Origin of the sequence: Tistrella mobilis, assembly GCF_039634785.1 — a bacterium.
Lineage (GTDB): Bacteria > Pseudomonadota > Alphaproteobacteria > Tistrellales > Tistrellaceae > Tistrella > Tistrella mobilis.
Genome location: NZ_JBBIAB010000025.1, coordinates 22,323 through 38,803 on the forward strand (window position 1 = coordinate 22,323; position 16,481 = coordinate 38,803).

A 16,481-nucleotide genomic window follows, 5' to 3' on the forward strand; every position below is an offset into this window, starting at 1 on the left:
ATCTTGAGGGTAGGCCAGATTAGCGGGGCCAACAAGATGCGAGGCGATCATGACCGCAGGAACCGCAGCCGGCACGGCCGGCCAGGCCGCCCCGGCCACCGGGATCGGCCGGGGCCTGAGCTTCACCATGGCAGCCGCAACCGGGATTGCTGCCGCCAATATCTATTACAACCAGCCATTGCTGGGGTTGATCGGGCAGGACCTCAGCGGCACCGCCACCGCGCTGGTGCCCACCGCCACCCAGCTGGGCTATGCCGCAGGGCTGTTCCTGCTGGTGCCGCTGGGCGATCTGGTAGAGCGGCGGCGGCTGATCACCCTGCAGTTCCTGGCCCTCGCCCTGGCCCTGGTCGGGGCGGCGCTGGCGCCCGATGCGCTGCTGCTGGTGGCGGCGTCGTTCGCGATCGGCCTTGCCGCCACCGTCGCCCAGCAGATCGTGCCCTTCGCCGCCCATCTGGCGGCGCCCGCACGCCGGGGGGCGGTGGTCGGCACGGTGATGTCGGGGCTGCTTGCCGGCATCCTGCTCAGCCGCACGCTGGCCGGATTCGTCGGCAGCCATGCCGGCTGGCGCGAGATGTTCTGGCTGGGCGTGCCGCTGGCGCTCGGCACCGCGGCCCTGCTCGCCTGGCGCCTGCCCCATGCCCCGGCCCGGCCGGCCGGGGGCCTGACCTGGGCTGCGTCGCTCCGCTCTCTCGCCGGGCTCTGGCGGGCGCATGGCGCGCTGCGCCGGGCGGCGGTGACCCAGGCGCTGCTCTTCGCCGCCTTCTCGGTGTTCTGGACAGTGCTCGCCTTCCGGTTGCAGGATCCGCGCTTCGGCCTGGGGGCGGATGCCGCCGGCGCCTTCGGCCTGGTCGGCATGGCCGGCGTGCTGGCCGCGCCCCTCGCCGGCCGCATCGCCGACCGCCGCGGCCCCGACCGGGTGATCCTGGCCGGCGCCCTCGGCACCCTCGCCGCCTGGGCCATCTTCGGCGCCTGGACCAGCCTCGCCGGCATGATCATCGGCGTCGTCCTGCTCGACTTCGCCGTCCAGGCGGCCCTGGTCTCCAACCAGCACGTCATCTTCGCCCTCGCCCCCGAGGCCCGCGCCCGGATCAACACCCTGTTCATGGGCGCCATGTTCCTGGGCGGCGCCACCGGCTCCGCCACGGCCACAGCGGCCTGGCAGGCGGGCGGGTGGACGGCGGTCACCATTCTGGGCGCGGGGTTTGCGGCGGTGGCGAGTGTGATGCGGCTGCGCCGCCGGCGCTGACGCCCGATATGGGCGTCACGCCTCGTCCGGATCGGCAAACTCCGCCGCGATTTCGCGGAAGCGGTCGGCGAGGGTCAGGAAGGCGTCGACGATGTCGGGGTCGAAATGGGTGCCGCGGCCCTGGGTGATGATGTCGACCGCGGTGTCGTGGGAATAGGCGGGCTTGTAGATCCGCCGGCAGATCAGCGCGTCATAGACATCGGCCACCGCCATCAGCCGGCCCGAGAGCGGGATGGCATCGCCGGCCAGGCCGCGGGGGTAGCCGCTGCCGTCCCATTTTTCGTGATGGGTATGGGCGATCTCGCGGGCGTAGCGCAGGAAGGAATTGCCATTGCCCGAGCCGATCCGGGCCTCGGCGGCGGCGATGGCGGCGCGGCCGAATTCGGCATGCTGCTTCATCACCTCGAATTCCTCGGGCGTCAGCCGGCCGGGCTTGAGCAGGATGGCGTCGGGCACGCCGACCTTGCCGATATCGTGCAGCGGGGCGGATTTGTAGAGCAGGTCGATGGTGGCATCGTCGAGGTCCGCGCGAAAGCGGGGATGATCCCTGAGGGCCAGCGCCAGTTCGCGGACATAGGTCTGGGTGCGGCGGATATGGTTGCCGGTCTCGTTGTCGCGGGTTTCGGCCAGCGAGGCGAGCGAGAAGATGGTCAGGTCGCGGACCAGGGCCAGTTCGCGGGTGCGCTCGTCCACCCGCCGCTCCAGCTCGGCATTCTGGCGCGCAAGCCGGGCATTGGCTTCCCTGAGCGCCAGATGGGTGCGCACCCGGGCGCGCACGATCTCGGGCGAGAAGGGCTTGGTGATGAAGTCGACGCCGCCGGCCGCGAAGCCCGCGCGCTCGTCGCGCTCGTCGTGGAGTGCGGTCAGGAAGATGACCGGAATGTCGGCGGTGGCCGGATCGGCCTTCAGCCGCCGGCAGACCTCGTAGCCGTCCATGCCCGGCATCATCACGTCCATCAGCACCAGATCGGGCCGGCCCTCGGCCCCGGCGGCGATCTCCAGCGCCTTGGCGCCGCCGGTCGCGATGCGGGTGCGGTAGTCGTCCTTCAGCACCGCATTGATGATGGTGAGATTGGACGGCGTGTCGTCCACCAGCAGAATGGTCTTGCGGTCGGTCATTCGTCCGCCTCCAGGGTGCCAGTGATCAGGGTTTCCTCGATCAGGGTGCTGGCCCCGTCGAAATCGAAGGCATCGATCCGCCCGCCCAGTGCCGCCAGCATGGCCGGGGGCAGGATTGCGGCAAGCGTGCCGCGCTCGGCCTCGAACAGGTCGGCGGCGGCGCCGTCGCTGTCGCGCAGCAGGGCGGCCAACCGTGCAAGCGCATCATGCGCCCGGGCGACGGCGGCGGCATCGGCCGGTGGCGGCGGGTCCGGCTCAGCATCCTCCAGCCCCGCCAGGGGCCGGATGACTTCGGCTGCGGCATCGAAGGCCGATTCAAGCGCCGCGACCGCCGCCTCGGGATCATCCCCCGGCGTGGTGAGCGCCGCTTCCATGCGGCGTGCGGCGTCGGCAAGGGTCGTGACGCCCAGATTGGCGGCGACACCGGCGAGCGCATGAGCGATCATCCGCGCCTCTGCCGCATCGCCGGACCCGAGGGCGGTGCGGATCCGGCCCGCGGCATCGGCATGATCGGCCAGCAGGCGCAGCAGCAGGTCACGATAGAGCCGGGCATTCCCGGCCAGGCGACGCAGGGCCGCCTCTACCTCGATGCCGGCAAGCGGCGGCAGGGCCGCCAGATCGCGCGGCGCCGGCAGGACCGGCAGCAGGCCCGCCAGATCGCCGCCGGGGCGGACGAAACCCGCCACCACCGCCATCAGCCGCTCCGGATCGACCGGCTTGGTGACGCAGTCGTTCATACCCGCCTCCAGGCAGCGCTGGCGTTCCTCGGCCAGGGCATGGGCGGTCATCGCCACGATCGGCAGATCCGCCAGGCCGGGGGTCGCCCGGATCGCCCGCGTCGCCTCGTAGCCGTCCATCACCGGCATCTGCAGGTCCATCAGCACCAGATCGTGCACCGGCGGCCGCGGCCCCGCCACCAGCCGGTCCAGCGCCGCCCGGCCGTCGGTTTCGACATCGACAACCAGCCCTGCGGCCTCCAGCAGCTCCAGCGCCACCTGCTGGTTGAGGGCGTTGTCCTCTACCAGCAGCACCCGCCCGCCCCTGAGATCGGGCAGAAGCTGGGCGGTGGTCGCGCGGAGATCGTCGCCGCCGCCGTCGTCGAAGACATGCATGATGGTGTCGAACAGGGTAGAGGCGTTGAAGGGCTTGCCCAGCACCGCCCGGATGCCCGCCGCCTCGGCCGACTGGCGCAGATCGTCGCGCCCGAAGGCGGTGATCATCACGATCGGCGGCACCGGCGCGCCCGCTTCGGCCGCCGCCTGGCCGATCAGCCCGGCGGTGGCGAGCCCGTCGAGCCCGGCCCCCAGCCGCCAGTCGAGCAGGACCAGGCCATAGGGATCCTCCACCTCGCGGCCGCGGGCGAGCGCTTCCAGCCCCGCCTCCCCCGAGGACACGGCCACCACCCGGAAAGCCATGCCCTCCAGCATGCCGGTCAAGACCTGGCGGGCGAGCGGGTTGTCGTCGATCACCAGCACATGCAGGCCGCGCAGATCCGGCCGTGCCGTGATCCGCGACCAGCGGGCACGGCTGCGGCCGAAGGCGGCATCGAAGGTGAAGACACTGCCGACACCGGGCGTGCTCTCAACCGTCACCTCGCCATCCATCATCCGGACCAGGCGGCGGCTGATGCTGAGGCCGAGCCCGGTGCCGCCATAGCGCCGGGTGATGGAGCCGTCGGCCTGGGTGAAGGGCTCGAACAGATGCGACATCTGATCAGGCGTCATGCCGATGCCGGTGTCGCGCACCGCGAAGCGCAGCCGGTGGCCATCGGCATCGGAGGTCACCAGCCGGACCGAGACCACCACCTCGCCGGTCTCGGTGAACTTGACCGCATTGCCGGCCAGATTGATCAGCACCTGGCCCAGACGGAGCGGATCGCCCAGCAGCGTGCCGGGCACGTCGGGGGCGACGTCGAAGATGAATTCCAGCCGCTTCTCTTCCGCGCGATGGCCGATCACGGTCGCAAGATTGCCGAGCACGTCGTCGAGGCGGAAATCCACCGCCTCCAGCTCCAGCCGGCCGTTCTCGATCTTCGAGAAGTCGAGGATGTCGTTGATGATGCCGAGCAGCCCGTCGGCCGCCCCCTGGATCTTCTGCAGATAGTCGCGCTGGCGGGGGGTGAGATCGGTCTTGAGCGCCAGATGGGTCATGCCGATCACGGCATTCATCGGCGTGCGGATTTCATGGCTCATATTGGCCAGGAAGTCGCTCTTCAACCGGCTGGCCTGCTCGGCCAGATCGCGGGCGCGGGCCAGTTCGCCGGCCGCCCGGCGGCGGGGGGTGATGTCGCGCACGAAGACCACGCCATGCCAGGCGCCGTGCAGGCGGAAGGCGGACAGGCTGAACTCCACCGGCAGTTCGGTGCCGTCGGCGCGCCGCGCCTCGATCTCGCGGGTGCGCGTCCAGGGGGTGTCGCCGGAATCGGCCATGGCGTGGGCTGCCCCCGCCCTCAGCGCCGCCCGGTGGCGGTCGGGCGTGATCAGGTCGTGGACATTGCGCCCCACCGCATCGGCCGCGGCATAGCCGAAGAGCTGCTCCGCCGCCGGGTTCCACAACAGAACATGCTCGTGAGAATCGATCATGACGATGGCATCGAAGGCCGAGGCGATGATGCCACGGAGCGTCGCCTCGCTCGCCTCCAGCGCCCGTTCCGCGCGCACCCGGTCGGTGACGTCGGTTGCGACACACAGCACCCCGTCGGCGGTGGAGGGGGAGCGCACCACATTGACCGAACGCCCGTCGGGCAGGGTGAGGAAAGTGGCCAGCGTGCCGGTGCTGGGGGCGCCCAGAAAGGCATCCCAGCGCCGGCGCGCGACGGCCTCCGGATCGTCGGTCGGCCCGTAGACGCCTTCGGTTGCGAAGCGGCGGACGACGTCCATCATCGCCATGCCGGGCCGGGCGAGGTCTGCCGGCACACCGAACAGGCTGGCGAAGCCGGGGTTCACGAAGCGCAGCCGGCCGTCGGGCCCGATCAGATAGACGGCGCCGGGCAGCAGATCCAGGATCATCCGCAGCCGCGCCGTGGCCTCGGCACTCTCCTCTTCCGCGCGCGCCCGCTCGGCGACCTCTGCCTTCAGGCGCCGGTTCCAGATGCCGAAGATCGCGAGCGCCGCCAGGATCGCGGCCGCGGGCGGCAGAATCCAGGGCAGCACGACCGACAGATCCAGCCGCTGTTCGAACCGCCCCTCCTGCCAGCGGGCGGTGATGGCGTTGAGCGTGCCGGTGTCGAGATCGGCACCCGCCACCCGCAGGATACCGGCCAGCATGTGGCTGTCGGCCAGGACCGCCAGGCCGAAGACGACATCATTGCCGCCCGGCAGACCGGTCAGTTTCAGATTGCCCAGGCCCAGCCGGCGGATCTCCCAGCTGGCCACCGCAAGCTCTGCCGCGGCCACATCGGCGGCACCGCCGGCCACGGCCTTGAGCGCCGCCTCGGCCGTCGGCCATCGGGTGACGACCAGCCCCGGTGCGATACCTTTCACCGCCGCCGCGACCGCACTGCCGTCGACCACCGCGACCCGCCGCCCGAACAGGTCACCCGCCGCCTGGATCGGCTTGGTGTCGATCCGGTCGACCAGCACCCAGGGGGTGCGGGCATGGGCGACCGGAAAGACGATGCCGTCTTCCACCTCGCGCAGATGGCCGAGGCTCGCCACCGCATCGACCCGGCCTTCATACAGCAGACGACGCGCCTCGGCCGGGCTGTCGGCCGGCACCAGATCGATGGTGAAACCGGCGGCGGTGGCGATGTGGTCGAGCACATCGGCGGCGATGCCGGCATGGTGGCCATTGCGGTCGATGAAGCCGAGCGGTGCGGTCCCGCGGGTGGCCGCGACCGTCAGCACCCGGTGGCGGGCGATCCAGTCGGACTGACGATCATCCAGGCGCGGCCGCGCCACATCCAGCATGCCGACGGCGACCGAAGACAGCCACCGGCCGCGGATCTCGCGGTGCTGTTCGGGTGTCAATGCGCGGATGCCGGCCGACAGAATTCCGGTCAGCGGCGGCAGGTTGCGGGTGACGGCGATGGACAGCGCGCCGGTGTTGAGATCGGTCACGGCGCCGATCTGCAGCCCGTCCAGCCGGCGGTGGCGGATGATCCAGCTCGCGGCCGCCATTTCGCCGACATAGGCGGCGGCCTGGCCCGAGGCGACCATGTCGAGCGCCGCGGCGGTATCGGCGACCAGGGCGAGCCGGATGGCGGGATAGCCGGCGGCGAGATGCTCGGTGGTGGCATAGCCGCGTTCCATGGCGACGGTCTCGCCCGCCAGGTCGTCCAGGGATGTCGGCGGCAGGCGGTCGCGCGGAGAGACGATCACCGCCCGGCTGGTGACATAGGCGGTGGTGAAGCTCATCGCCGCTTCACGCGCCGGCGTGCGGTTCATGCTGGCCAGGGCATCGATCTGCCCGGCGCTCAGGGCAGTGATGGCGGCGTTCCAGTCGGGAAAGCGGACCTCGCGGATCCGGGCGCCCACCGCGCGGGCGATGGCGGCCACGTAATCGGCGCTCATCCCCTCCCAGCTGCCGTCTGCGGTGACGCTGTCATAGGGTGGCCAGCCGGCCTCCACCACCCCAAAGGTGACCGGACCGTAAGCGGCAAGCCAGGCCTGCTGCGCCGGATCCAGAACCGGCCCGGCCGCGCCCGCATTTGCGTCAACAGCCTGTCCCTGCCGCCCGACGATGCAGAGCAGCACGACCACCAGGCTCAGGATGACGCCCCGGACGGACACGCCGATGCTCCGCAGGTCACTACACATTGGCCATCATGTGACCGGTACGGGGGGATGAAAAGCGAATTCGGAGGGCGACCGGCGTCTGTGTGCACCAACCTCAGGGCGGATCAGCGCGCCTGTGTTGAAAATTGCATCTATGATGCGACAATCATCGGCACACGGCGATCATCGCCACAAACCGAAAGCCCCGGCCATGCCACTCCCCGGACGACATATCCTGCCCATGCTCGCCATGCCGGCCCTGCTCATGGGTCTTGCAGCCATGCCGGCGCAGGCGGAAGACGCCGCCGCCCGCTACCGCTCGATCTTTACCATCAATGGTCAGCCGCAGGCGGTGATGCTGACGCTCGACGGGGCGCAGGGCCCGGACCGCCGGCTGCGCCTGGCCTTCGGCGCACCGCGTAACTGCATCATCGATTTCGAAGCCGCCGGCAGGCGGGAGGGCGCGCAGAGCTTCGCCGCGCGGCGCGCATCGCCCGGCAGCTGGTGCGAACGCCAGCTGGGAGAGATGGCCGAGGTCCGTGTGCTCGGGATTGAGGGCGACGAGATCAGCTACGAGTTCCGGACCGCCCGCGCCCCGGCCGAACGGCATGTGGGTCTGAAATAGCCGCGGGCGGGCGCGCGCGCCTTGCGGGACCCGCTCAGGCCGTCTTGAGCACGCTGGGCGGGATGGCGGCGATGAAGTCGGTCAGATTGTCGCCCAGCAGGGTGACGTGATCGCGCATCGCCGCCTGGGCACCTGCGGAATCGGCGGTCAGAATCGCGTTCAGCACCCGCTCGTGCTCGTCCAGCGTTGCGGTCATCCGGCCGGGCAGGAAGGTGACGTAGCGGCGATAGGGCGACACGCGGTTGCGCAGCGCCAGCGTCTGCTCGGCGATGAATTCGGAATTCGAGGCATCGTAGATCGCCTCGTGGAATTCCCGGTTGACCTCGTAGAAGGCCTCGGGCTCGTCGTCCTGGATCACCCGGACCAGGCGCTCGTGGATGGCCTGAAGGTTGCGGCGCTGGGCGGCATTGGCGCGGCGCGCGGCAAAGCTGGCGCAGAGGCCTTCCAGCTCGGCCATGATCTGGAACATCTCCAGCAGCATCGAAATCGACACGGTGGACACCGTCGCCCCCTGGCGGGAACGCATCTCGATCAGCCCGGCGGCGGCTAGCGCATGCAGGGCCTCGCGCACCGGGGTCCGCGACACGTTGAAGCGCTCGGCCAGTTCCACCTCGTCCAGCCGGTCGCCGGGGCGCAGCTCGCCACGGACGATCTGCTGTTCCAGGCTGCGGCGCAGGCTTTCGGCACGGGTTTCGGTCACCACGGGCACCGTCTTGATCTTCATGACACCATCTTCTTCGGAGCGCGTGCGGATCCGCTCGGGGGAGACGGCGGAGCGCTACCGCCCCGCGGACAATACCGGTTTTATCGTCGCCGTGCACGCAGAACTGCCGGATGAGCATGCGTGCAGCTATCTTCTGCATCAGTCGGGGACGAAATTCCGCGGCCGCGACATCACCTGACGCACCAGCGGTTCGAAATCCGCCAGGGTCAGGGACCGGTAGTCGCGATCGAAGGCCGCCTGATCATAGAGTTCGCAGAATTCGGCGGTGAAGCCGAACAGGCGATGACCCCGGTATTTCTCGCGCGCATCGCGGTCGCGGCCCAGGAAGTGCCAGTAGTAATAGCCCTGGAAGCTGCCGTGATGGCGGACCATCCAGTAGAGATCGTCGGTGACATAGGGGCGCAGCATCGCCGCCCCGGCCTCGGGATGATTGGCGGGTGCAACGGCATCGCCGACATCGTGGAACAGGGCCGCGAAGACATAAAGCTCGTCCCGGCCGTCGCGCAGGGCGCGGGTGGCCGTTTGCAGGGAATGGTCGAGCCGGTCGATCGGGAAGCCCAGATGCGGGGTGGCCAGCCCGGCCAGCAGCCGCAGATACAGATCCGGCGTGGCCTGGCGATGCCGCGCCATGTGGCGCTCCTGGATCTCGTAATCCCGGGCCTGACTGTCGCGGATGCTGCGATAATCCGCCCGCTCGTCGGGCGTGAAGGGCAGCGCCGGGCTGCCGGCGGCGGGCGGTACGTCGACCATGTCGCCATCTCCTGCATGCAGATCTGAACTTTTTGTATCGGGAAGCGCACCGTCTGTCCAGATACGGCCGGCATCTTCCTGCCTTTTTCCTGAGCACATGTGCATCATTGCCTAAATTACAGGCTGATATGGCGTCATATGGCCATTTTTTATGCGATATTCGGCGTTCTTGCATACAAGAATGCCGGGATACGCATTCGTAAAAGCCCCGTCGACAGCGCAGTCTGCCGCCGATTGCCGGCAGGACCGTCACGCCACCGTCATGGTTCGCCGCGTCTGGCACGGCCGTTGCAACGCTCCGGCAGGGTGCCGCAGAGGCAGCACCCGCATGACATGGCATGCAGACAGGTTCCGCAACCCGGACCGCAGGCCCATGGTCGACATCACCGCCGCCACGCCTTCAACGGCCCCCGACGATCGAGGAGACCAGACGACATGGCTTTCGCACCCCTCTTCGCGAAAGGCGCCCGCCGGGCCGCCGTCGCCCTTGCGCTTGCGGCACCGCTGCTGGCGGCCGCGACCCTTGGCGGCGCCCAGGATGCCCGGGCGGCAGAGAAGGCCTCGCTCCGGCTGAAATGGCTGCCCCAGGCGCAGTTCGCCGGCTTCTACGTCGCGAAGGCCAAGGGCTTCTACGAAGCCGAAGGCATCGACCTGACCATCAATCCGGGCGGCCCCAACCTGAATGCCGAGGCGCTGGTCGCCTCGGGCGCCGACACCTTCGGCCTGACGGGCGGCGTGGAAAGCCATCTGGCGGCGGTGGACAAGGGCATGCCCCTGGTCGCGATCGGCGTTTCGCATCAGAAGACGCCCTATGCCTTCGTCACCAAGCCCGACAGCGGCATCAAGACGCTCGCCGACTTCAAGGGGAAGAAGGTCTCCACCTGGTATACCGGCGCGCAATACACGCTGAAGGCGATGCTCGCCACCGGCGGCGTCGGCGAGGGCGATTTCACCCTGATGCCGCAGTCCGTGTCGCTGAACCCGTTCATCGACGGCGAGGTCGATGTCGCGACCGCGACGCTCTACAACGAGCTGAACACGCTGAAGTCGCGCGGCCTGACCGATCTGGTGCTGTTCCAGCCCGATGATTTCGGCATCACCGTGCAGCGCGACACGCTGGTCACCACCACCGACACCGTCAAGGACAAGCCGGCGCTGGTGCAGGGCTTCCTCACCGCCACGCTCAAGGGCTGGAAGTATGCGCTGGAGCACAAGGCCGAGGCGATCGACATCATGATGAAGGCCGATCCCGGCATGGATCGCAAGCATCAGGAAGCGATGATCGAGGCCATCCAGGACGTGATGGTCTATGGCAAGGGCGCCAGCGACGGCCTGCTCGCGATCGATTTCGACAGCCTGCAGAAGCAGCACGACATCCTGCTCGCCAACGGCGTGATGAAGGCTCCGGTCGATCTGAAGGCCGCGTTCGACCCCTCCTTCTGGGACAAGGTCCCGGCCGAAGACAAGAAGCTCTGAGAGCGGAAAGGCGGATGATGCCCCCCTCCTCCACCAGCACCGCGATGGCACCCTCGTCGTCTTCCGTCTCCTCCCCCGCCGCGGCGCCGGCCGTGGCGGGGGAGAAGCCGCCCCTGCTTGAACTGGTCAATCTGTGGAAGCGGTTCGGCGACGGCCCGGCGCAGGTGACCGCGGTCTCGAACGTCAACCTGAAGATCCGTGAAGGCGAGTTCGTCTGCCTGGTCGGGCCATCGGGCTGCGGCAAATCCACCCTGTTCAACATGGTGGGCGGGCTGCTGCCGGCCGATGACGACGGCTCGATCCTGATGCATGGCCGGCCGATGGCCGATGGCGCCCTGCTGGGCAAGGTGTCGTTCATGCCGCAGCGCGATCTTCTGTTCGCCTGGCGCAATGTGGTCGACAACGCCATCCTGGGGCTGGAGGTGGAGGGCACGCCCAAGGCCGCCGCCCGCGCCAGGGCGCTGGAGATGCTGCCGGATTTCGGCCTGAAGGGCTTTGAGAAACACTATCCGCATCAGCTGTCGGGCGGCATGCGCCAGCGGGTGGCGCTGATGCGCACCTTCCTGTTCGAGCGCGACATGATCCTGCTCGACGAACCCTTCGGCGCGCTGGATGCGTTGACCCGGGCGATGATGCAGCGCTGGCTGCTCGACATCTGGGCGCGCTATCGGCGCACGGTGCTGTTCATCACCCACGACATCGACGAAGCGATCTTCCTGGGCGACCGGGTGGTGGTGATGACCGCCCGCCCCGGCACGATCAAATGCGACGAGGTGATCGAGCTGCCGCGCCCGCGCGATGCCGGCATCGTCACCTCGCCCGAATTCATCGACATCAAGCGCCGCCTGCTGGGCGCGATCGAGGAGGAAGCCCGCAAGAGCTTCGTCTCCACGACCGGGGGTGCGGGATGAGCGCCGCCCGGGCATCCGGCGGACCGGCGAGGCAGCTCTGGCAGGCGGTGCGGCTGCCGATCCTGAGCATCGTCATCCTGGCCGTGCTCTGGGAGGGCGTCACCCGGATCTTCGCGGTCCCGGCCTCGTTCTTCCCGCCGTTGTCGGTGGTGCTGGCCGATGCCGCCTCGGTCTGGTCCTATCTGCTGCGCAGCACCGGCCGCACCTTCCTTGAAACCGTGCTGGGCTTCCTGACCGGATCGGCCTTTGGCATCTTCTGCGGCGTGGTCTTCGCCTATTCCCGCAATCTGGAGCGGGCGCTGTTTCCGCTGTTCGTGGTGTCGCAGACCATCCCGGTCATCGCCTTCGGCGCGCTGGTGATCATCTGGTTCGGCAATACCATCCTGTCGAAGGTGATCATCGCCTTCTACGTGACCTTCTTCCCCGTCACCGTGAACACCCATCGCGGCCTGCTGGGCTGCGACCCGCAGAAGGTGGCGCTGATGAAGAGCTTCGGCGCCGGCGAATGGACCATCTTCCGCAAGCTGCGCTTCCCCACCGCCCTGCCGGTGATCGCGGTGGCGCTCAGGCTCGGCATCTCGCTCAGCCTGATCGGCGCGATCGTGGGCGAATGGTTCGGCGACACGGTGGGGCTGGGCGTGATGCTGATCCAGGCGATGTACACCGAAGCCGTGCCGCGGCTCTGGGCGATCATCCTTGCCTGCGGCCTGCTGGGCTCCGCCCTCTATGCCGTGGTCTCCCTGTTCGAAAGGAAGTTCATATGGTGGCGGCAGGATTGAACATCGGCGCGGTTCTGCGCGAGCGGGTCCTGCCGGTGGTCCTGGGCCTGGCGGTCATCGGCGGCATCTGGGAGACCGCCATATGGGCCTTCGACGTGAAGCCCTATGTGCTGCCCTCGCTCACCGCCATCTTCGGCGCCACCATCGACGACCTGCCGATGATGCTGACCGCCCTGCAGGCGACGCTTTATGAAGCGGGCCTCGGCTATGCGCTCGGCACCGCCATCGGGGTGGGGCTGGCCATGCTGATGGTGTTTCTGCCGCCGATCGAGCGCGCGGTCATGCCGGTGGTGGTGGCGATCAATTCAGTGCCGGTGGTGGCCTATACCCCGCTCGCGCTGATCTGGCTGGGTATCGGCCCGGCCTCGAAGATCGCCATGGTGACGCTGGCGGTGGGGTTCGTGATCCTGGTCAACACGCTGCACGGGCTGAAGCGGCCGGAAGAGGCCTCGATCAATCTGATGCGCAGCTTCGGCGCCGGGCCGCTCACCATCATGATGAAGCTGCGGGTGCCGGCGGCCCTGCCCTCGGTTGTGAACGGGCTTCGGGTCGCGGTGGTCCGCGCGGTGCTGATCGCGATCGTGTCTGAAATGCTGGGCGCCTATGCCGGCATCGGCTGGGTGATCTTTCAGGCCACCCAGCAGGTGGATTTCCTGCTGGTCTGGGCCGGCGTGCTCACCGCATCGGTCGCCAGCATGATCCTGTACCTGCTGCTGGTCTGGGTCGACCGCAAGCTGGTCTGGTGGCAGTGATTTCCTGAAAACGAGGACATGATGTCCGTCTCCGACCATCCCGCGACCGAAGACGAGCTGCGCCGTCAGCTGGCCGCCTGCTATCGCCTCGTCGCCCATTTCGGCATGGACGACCTGATCTACAACCACATTTCCGCCCGGGTGCCGGGAAGCGATCACCACTTCCTGATCAACCCCTATGGCATGTTCTTCCGCGAGATCACGGCAAGCTCGCTGCTCAAGATCGATCTTGAGGGCAACAAGCTGTGCAATGGCGCGGGCGAGGTCAACCGGGCCGGGTTCGTGATCCATGCCGCCATCCACCGCGCCCGCGCCGATGCGATCTGCGTGCTGCATCTGCATTCGGACGCGGCAACCGCGGTTTCGGCCCTGCCCGAGGGGCTGCTGCCGGTCAGCCAGTTCGCGATGCATTTCCACAACCGGATCGGCATCCACCCCTATGAAGGCGTGGCGCTGGATCTGGAGGAACAGGACCGGCTGGTGGCCGATATCGGGCCGCACCGGGTGCTGCTACTGCGCAATCACGGCTTCCTGACCGTGGGCCAGACGATCCCCGAGGCCTTCATGCTGGCCTATTACTTCGAACGCGCGGCCCGGATCCAGCTGAAGGCCCAGGCGGCCGCGGCGGCATCCGGCGGCAGCCTGGCCCTGCCGCCGCCCGAGGTCTCGGAAAAGGCCGCCCGCCAGTTCACCGAATTCGCCGGCGACATCAAACGCCCGGGCTTTCGCGAATGGCCGGGCTTCCTGCGCCTGCTCGACGACGTGGCCCCCGGCTACGCCGACTGACGACGACCGACAATTCCCCCACGTCTGCACGGAAGGATCAGTCTCATGGAGATCAAGGAACTCTCGCCCGTGATCGGCGTCGAGATCCTGGGCGTCGACGCCTCGGCGCCGATTTCCGATGCCATGGTCGCGGAGATGCGCGACCTGCTGAACACGCATTCGGTGCTGCTGCTGCGCGGCCAGAACCTGACCGAGGCCCGGCACGTCGCCTTCTCGCGCCATTTCGGCGATCTGCAGATCCACGTGCTGACCCAGTACCTGACGACGGCACATCCCGAAATCTATGTGCTGTCCAACGTCAAGGAAGCCGGCCGCTCGATCGGCAACCACAAGGAGGGCTGGAACTGGCACTCCGACTGGTCCTATCTGGAGATCCCCTGCTTCGGATCCGTGCTCTACGCCCGCGAATGCCCGCCGGAAGGTGCCGATACCCTGTTCTCGTCGATGCATGCCGCCTGGGAGGCGCTCGACCCCGAGATGCAGGCGAAGATCCGCCATCTGAAGGCGGTGCATTCCTATGCCGGCTATTACGACAAGGCCTTCGGCGATCGCGAGCCGCTGACCGATGCCCAGCGCGCCGCCACCCCGGATGTCGTGCACCCGGTGGTGCGCACCCATCCCGAGACCGGCCGGCTGTCGCTCTATGTGGGCGAGGATATCGTGAAGGAGATCCTGGACCTGCCGGCGGACGAGGCGGCCGCCCTGCTCGCCACGCTCAACGCCCATGCGATTTCCGACGAATTCGTCTACCGCCACAAATGGCAGGAAGGCGATCTGCTGATCTGGGACAACCGCTGCACCATGCACAAGGCGACCCCCTATGACGACGTGAAGTACCGGCGGATCATGCACCGGACCACGATCAAGGGGACCGACCGGCCGGTCTGACCGGCCGGGTCCACCCGCCGCAGAAGCTGCGCCGCATGCCGCCCCGTTCGCCCGGACGGGGCGGCATCTGCGTCTCTGCCCATATGTGACAATTGCCTGCATTTTAGGCGTCTGATCATTCAATGAGCGTGCACCATGCTGCACCGCCGTGGCCGACCAGGGTTTTTCGGGTGAGTTTTCCGTGACTTCCGAAATTGGCGCGAAGTTTGCCTTAAGGGGCGGTGGCCGCGTCCGGGCCTGTCCGGCCCGCCGATGAAGACCGACTTTCGACCGCTTCGCAGTCATGCAGTTCCTCGAGGACCAGGGGATAGTAATGAAGCACCTGAAAACCCTACTCGCTGCGGCGCCCGCCCTCGCCTTGTCGGCGCTGCCGGCCTGGGCGCAGGATGCGGCACCCGCAGCCGCAGAGGCGGCCACCGAGGCCGCCGTGACGATGGACAAGGGCGATACCGCCTGGATGATGGTCTCCACCATCCTGGTCCTCTTCATGATCCTGCCGGGTCTGGCACTGTTCTATGGCGGCCTGGTGCGCGCCAAGAACATGCTCTCGGTGCTGATGCAGTGCACCATGATCACCGGCGTGGTGATCATCGTCTGGACGCTCTGGGGCTATTCGATGGCCTTCGGCGATGCCCCCAGCATGTTCTGGGGCGGGCTCGACAAGGCCTTCCTCGCCGGCGTCACCATGGACAGCGTCGCCGCCACCTTCACCGACGGCGTGGTGATCCCGGAATACGTGTTCATCTGCTTCCAGATGACCTTCGCCTGCATCACCCCGGCGCTGATCGTCGGCGCCTTCGCCGAGCGCATGCGCTTCACGGCGGTGGTGCTGTTCGTCATCCTGTGGGTCACCTTCGTCTACTTCCCGATCGCCCACATGGTGTGGGATTCGGACGGCATGCTCTTCGCCTGGGGCGCGCTGGATTTCGCCGGCGGCACGGTCGTGCACATCAATGCCGGCATCGCGGGCCTGGTGGGCTGCATCATGGTCGGCAAGCGCACCGGTCTCGGCCGTGACATGATGGCCCCGCATTCGATGACCCTGACCATGGTCGGTGCTTCGATCCTGTGGGTCGGCTGGTTCGGCTTCAACGCCGGTTCCAACCTGGAAGCCACCGGCGGTGCCGCACTTGCCATGATCAACACCTTCACCGCCACCGCCGGCGCGCTGGTCGCCTGGGTGGTGATCGAAAGCCTCGCCCGCGGCAAGGCCTCGATGCTGGGCGCCGCCTCGGGCATCGTCGCCGGCCTGGTCGCCGTCACCCCGGCCGCCGGCCTGATCGGCCCGGTGGGCGCGATCGTGCTCGGCATCATCGCCTCGGCGATCTGCTACTTCTTCGTGACCGTGGTGAAGAACAAGCTTGGCTATGACGACAGCCTGGACGTGTTCGGCGTGCACGGCATCGGCGGCATCGTCGGCGCGGTCGGCACCGGCGTGTTCACCAGCGCGTCGCTCGGCGGCATCGGCTATGCCGACGGCGTGACCATGGCCGACCAGGTCTGGACCCAGATCCTGGCCGTGCTGGTCACCATCGCCTGGTCGGGCATCGGCAGCCTGATCCTCTACAAGATCGTCGATCTGATCGTCGGCCTGCGGGTCAGCAAGGAATCCGAGACCGAGGGCCTGGACCTGTCCAGCCATGGCGAGGCCGCCTACCACAACTGATCCCGCCGCCCCGCCAGGGGCTGGTCAGTACAACCGGAACCCCC

The 16,481-nt window shown here is 68.2% G+C and carries 13 protein-coding genes; 9 read left to right on the plus strand and 4 right to left on the minus strand.

All coding sequences use genetic code 11. The features are described 5' to 3' along the window. The first annotated feature begins 49 nt into the window (after positions 1-49). Positions 50-1,246, plus strand: a complete 1,197-nt coding sequence (locus WI697_RS23795) for an MFS transporter (RefSeq protein WP_345960170.1) — start codon at positions 50-52, stop codon at positions 1,244-1,246. Between the two features lie 15 nt (positions 1,247-1,261). Here WI697_RS23795 and WI697_RS23800 read toward each other — a convergent pair whose 3' ends face one another. Together WI697_RS23800 and WI697_RS23805 are read right to left on the minus strand one after the other, a co-directional pair. Next, positions 1,262-2,365, minus strand: coding sequence for a response regulator (locus WI697_RS23800; protein ID WP_345960171.1), 1,104 nt, complete (start codon positions 2,363-2,365; stop codon positions 1,262-1,264). Continuing rightward, positions 2,362-7,095 carry a response regulator gene (locus tag WI697_RS23805; protein ID WP_345960172.1) on the minus strand — a complete coding sequence of 1,578 codons (4,734 nt, stop codon included), beginning with the start codon at positions 7,093-7,095 and terminating at the stop codon, positions 2,362-2,364. The genes WI697_RS23800 and WI697_RS23805 overlap by 4 nt, the downstream gene beginning before the upstream one ends. A gap of 196 nt (positions 7,096-7,291) precedes the next feature. Here WI697_RS23805 and WI697_RS23810 point away from each other — a divergent pair, with 196 nt between their 5' ends. After that, a complete protein-coding gene (locus WI697_RS23810) occupies positions 7,292-7,705 on the plus strand; it encodes a hypothetical protein (protein ID WP_345960173.1) in 414 nt (137 codons plus the stop codon). Between the two features lie 34 nt (positions 7,706-7,739). Here WI697_RS23810 and WI697_RS23815 read toward each other — a convergent pair whose 3' ends face one another. Both WI697_RS23815 and WI697_RS23820 read right to left on the minus strand, forming a co-directional pair. Next, positions 7,740-8,429, minus strand: coding sequence for a GntR family transcriptional regulator (locus WI697_RS23815; RefSeq protein ID WP_062764319.1), 690 nt, complete (start codon positions 8,427-8,429; stop codon positions 7,740-7,742). Positions 8,430-8,567: 138 nt separating this feature from the next. Beyond that, complete coding sequence (locus tag WI697_RS23820) at positions 8,568-9,179, minus strand: HD domain-containing protein (protein ID WP_062764321.1); 612 nt, start codon at positions 9,177-9,179, stop codon at positions 8,568-8,570. 435 nt (positions 9,180-9,614) lie between these two features. Here WI697_RS23820 and WI697_RS23825 point away from each other — a divergent pair, with 435 nt between their 5' ends. From WI697_RS23825 to WI697_RS23855, 7 genes are all read left to right on the plus strand, one after another. Then, on the plus strand, positions 9,615-10,655 hold the full coding sequence (locus WI697_RS23825; RefSeq protein ID WP_345960174.1) for an ABC transporter substrate-binding protein: 1,041 nt from the start codon (positions 9,615-9,617) through the stop codon (positions 10,653-10,655). Positions 10,656-10,672: 17 nt separating this feature from the next. Beyond that, positions 10,673-11,566 (plus strand): ABC transporter ATP-binding protein, encoded by an 894-nt coding sequence (locus tag WI697_RS23830; RefSeq protein ID WP_345960189.1) that lies wholly within the window; start codon positions 10,673-10,675, stop codon positions 11,564-11,566. Further along, on the plus strand, positions 11,563-12,345 hold the full coding sequence (locus tag WI697_RS23835; protein WP_345960175.1) for an ABC transporter permease: 783 nt from the start codon (positions 11,563-11,565) through the stop codon (positions 12,343-12,345). The genes WI697_RS23830 and WI697_RS23835 overlap by 4 nt, the downstream gene beginning before the upstream one ends. Further along, on the plus strand, positions 12,327-13,097 hold the full coding sequence (locus WI697_RS23840) for an ABC transporter permease (protein ID WP_062764328.1): 771 nt from the start codon (positions 12,327-12,329) through the stop codon (positions 13,095-13,097). Before WI697_RS23835 ends, WI697_RS23840 begins: the two co-directional genes overlap by 19 nt. Positions 13,098-13,118: 21 nt before the next feature. Continuing rightward, positions 13,119-13,883 (plus strand): class II aldolase/adducin family protein, encoded by a 765-nt coding sequence (locus WI697_RS23845; protein WP_322111336.1) that lies wholly within the window; start codon positions 13,119-13,121, stop codon positions 13,881-13,883. Between the two features lie 45 nt (positions 13,884-13,928). Beyond that, complete coding sequence (locus WI697_RS23850; protein WP_082828545.1) at positions 13,929-14,771, plus strand: TauD/TfdA dioxygenase family protein; 843 nt, start codon at positions 13,929-13,931, stop codon at positions 14,769-14,771. 313 nt (positions 14,772-15,084) lie between these two features. Next, positions 15,085-16,437 carry an ammonium transporter gene (locus tag WI697_RS23855; protein ID WP_062764332.1) on the plus strand — a complete coding sequence of 451 codons (1,353 nt, stop codon included), beginning with the start codon at positions 15,085-15,087 and terminating at the stop codon, positions 16,435-16,437. The last annotated feature ends 44 nt before the right edge of the window (positions 16,438-16,481 follow it).

Coding starts and splice junctions, on each gene's coding strand:
- WI697_RS23795 (WP_345960170.1), top strand. CDS start 50: ATGACCGCAGGAACCGCAGCCGGCACGGCCGGCCAGGCCGCCCCGGCC.
- WI697_RS23800 (WP_345960171.1), bottom strand. CDS start 2,365: ATGACCGACCGCAAGACCATTCTGCTGGTGGACGACACGCCGTCCAAT.
- WI697_RS23810 (WP_345960173.1), top strand. CDS start 7,292: ATGCCACTCCCCGGACGACATATCCTGCCCATGCTCGCCATGCCGGCC.
- WI697_RS23815 (WP_062764319.1), bottom strand. CDS start 8,429: ATGAAGATCAAGACGGTGCCCGTGGTGACCGAAACCCGTGCCGAAAGC.
- WI697_RS23820 (WP_062764321.1), bottom strand. CDS start 9,179: ATGGTCGACGTACCGCCCGCCGCCGGCAGCCCGGCGCTGCCCTTCACG.
- WI697_RS23825 (WP_345960174.1), top strand. CDS start 9,615: ATGGCTTTCGCACCCCTCTTCGCGAAAGGCGCCCGCCGGGCCGCCGTC.
- WI697_RS23830 (WP_345960189.1), top strand. CDS start 10,673: ATGCCCCCCTCCTCCACCAGCACCGCGATGGCACCCTCGTCGTCTTCC.
- WI697_RS23835 (WP_345960175.1), top strand. CDS start 11,563: ATGAGCGCCGCCCGGGCATCCGGCGGACCGGCGAGGCAGCTCTGGCAG.
- WI697_RS23840 (WP_062764328.1), top strand. CDS start 12,327: ATGGTGGCGGCAGGATTGAACATCGGCGCGGTTCTGCGCGAGCGGGTC.
- WI697_RS23845 (WP_322111336.1), top strand. CDS start 13,119: ATGTCCGTCTCCGACCATCCCGCGACCGAAGACGAGCTGCGCCGTCAG.
- WI697_RS23850 (WP_082828545.1), top strand. CDS start 13,929: ATGGAGATCAAGGAACTCTCGCCCGTGATCGGCGTCGAGATCCTGGGC.
- WI697_RS23855 (WP_062764332.1), top strand. CDS start 15,085: ATGAAGCACCTGAAAACCCTACTCGCTGCGGCGCCCGCCCTCGCCTTG.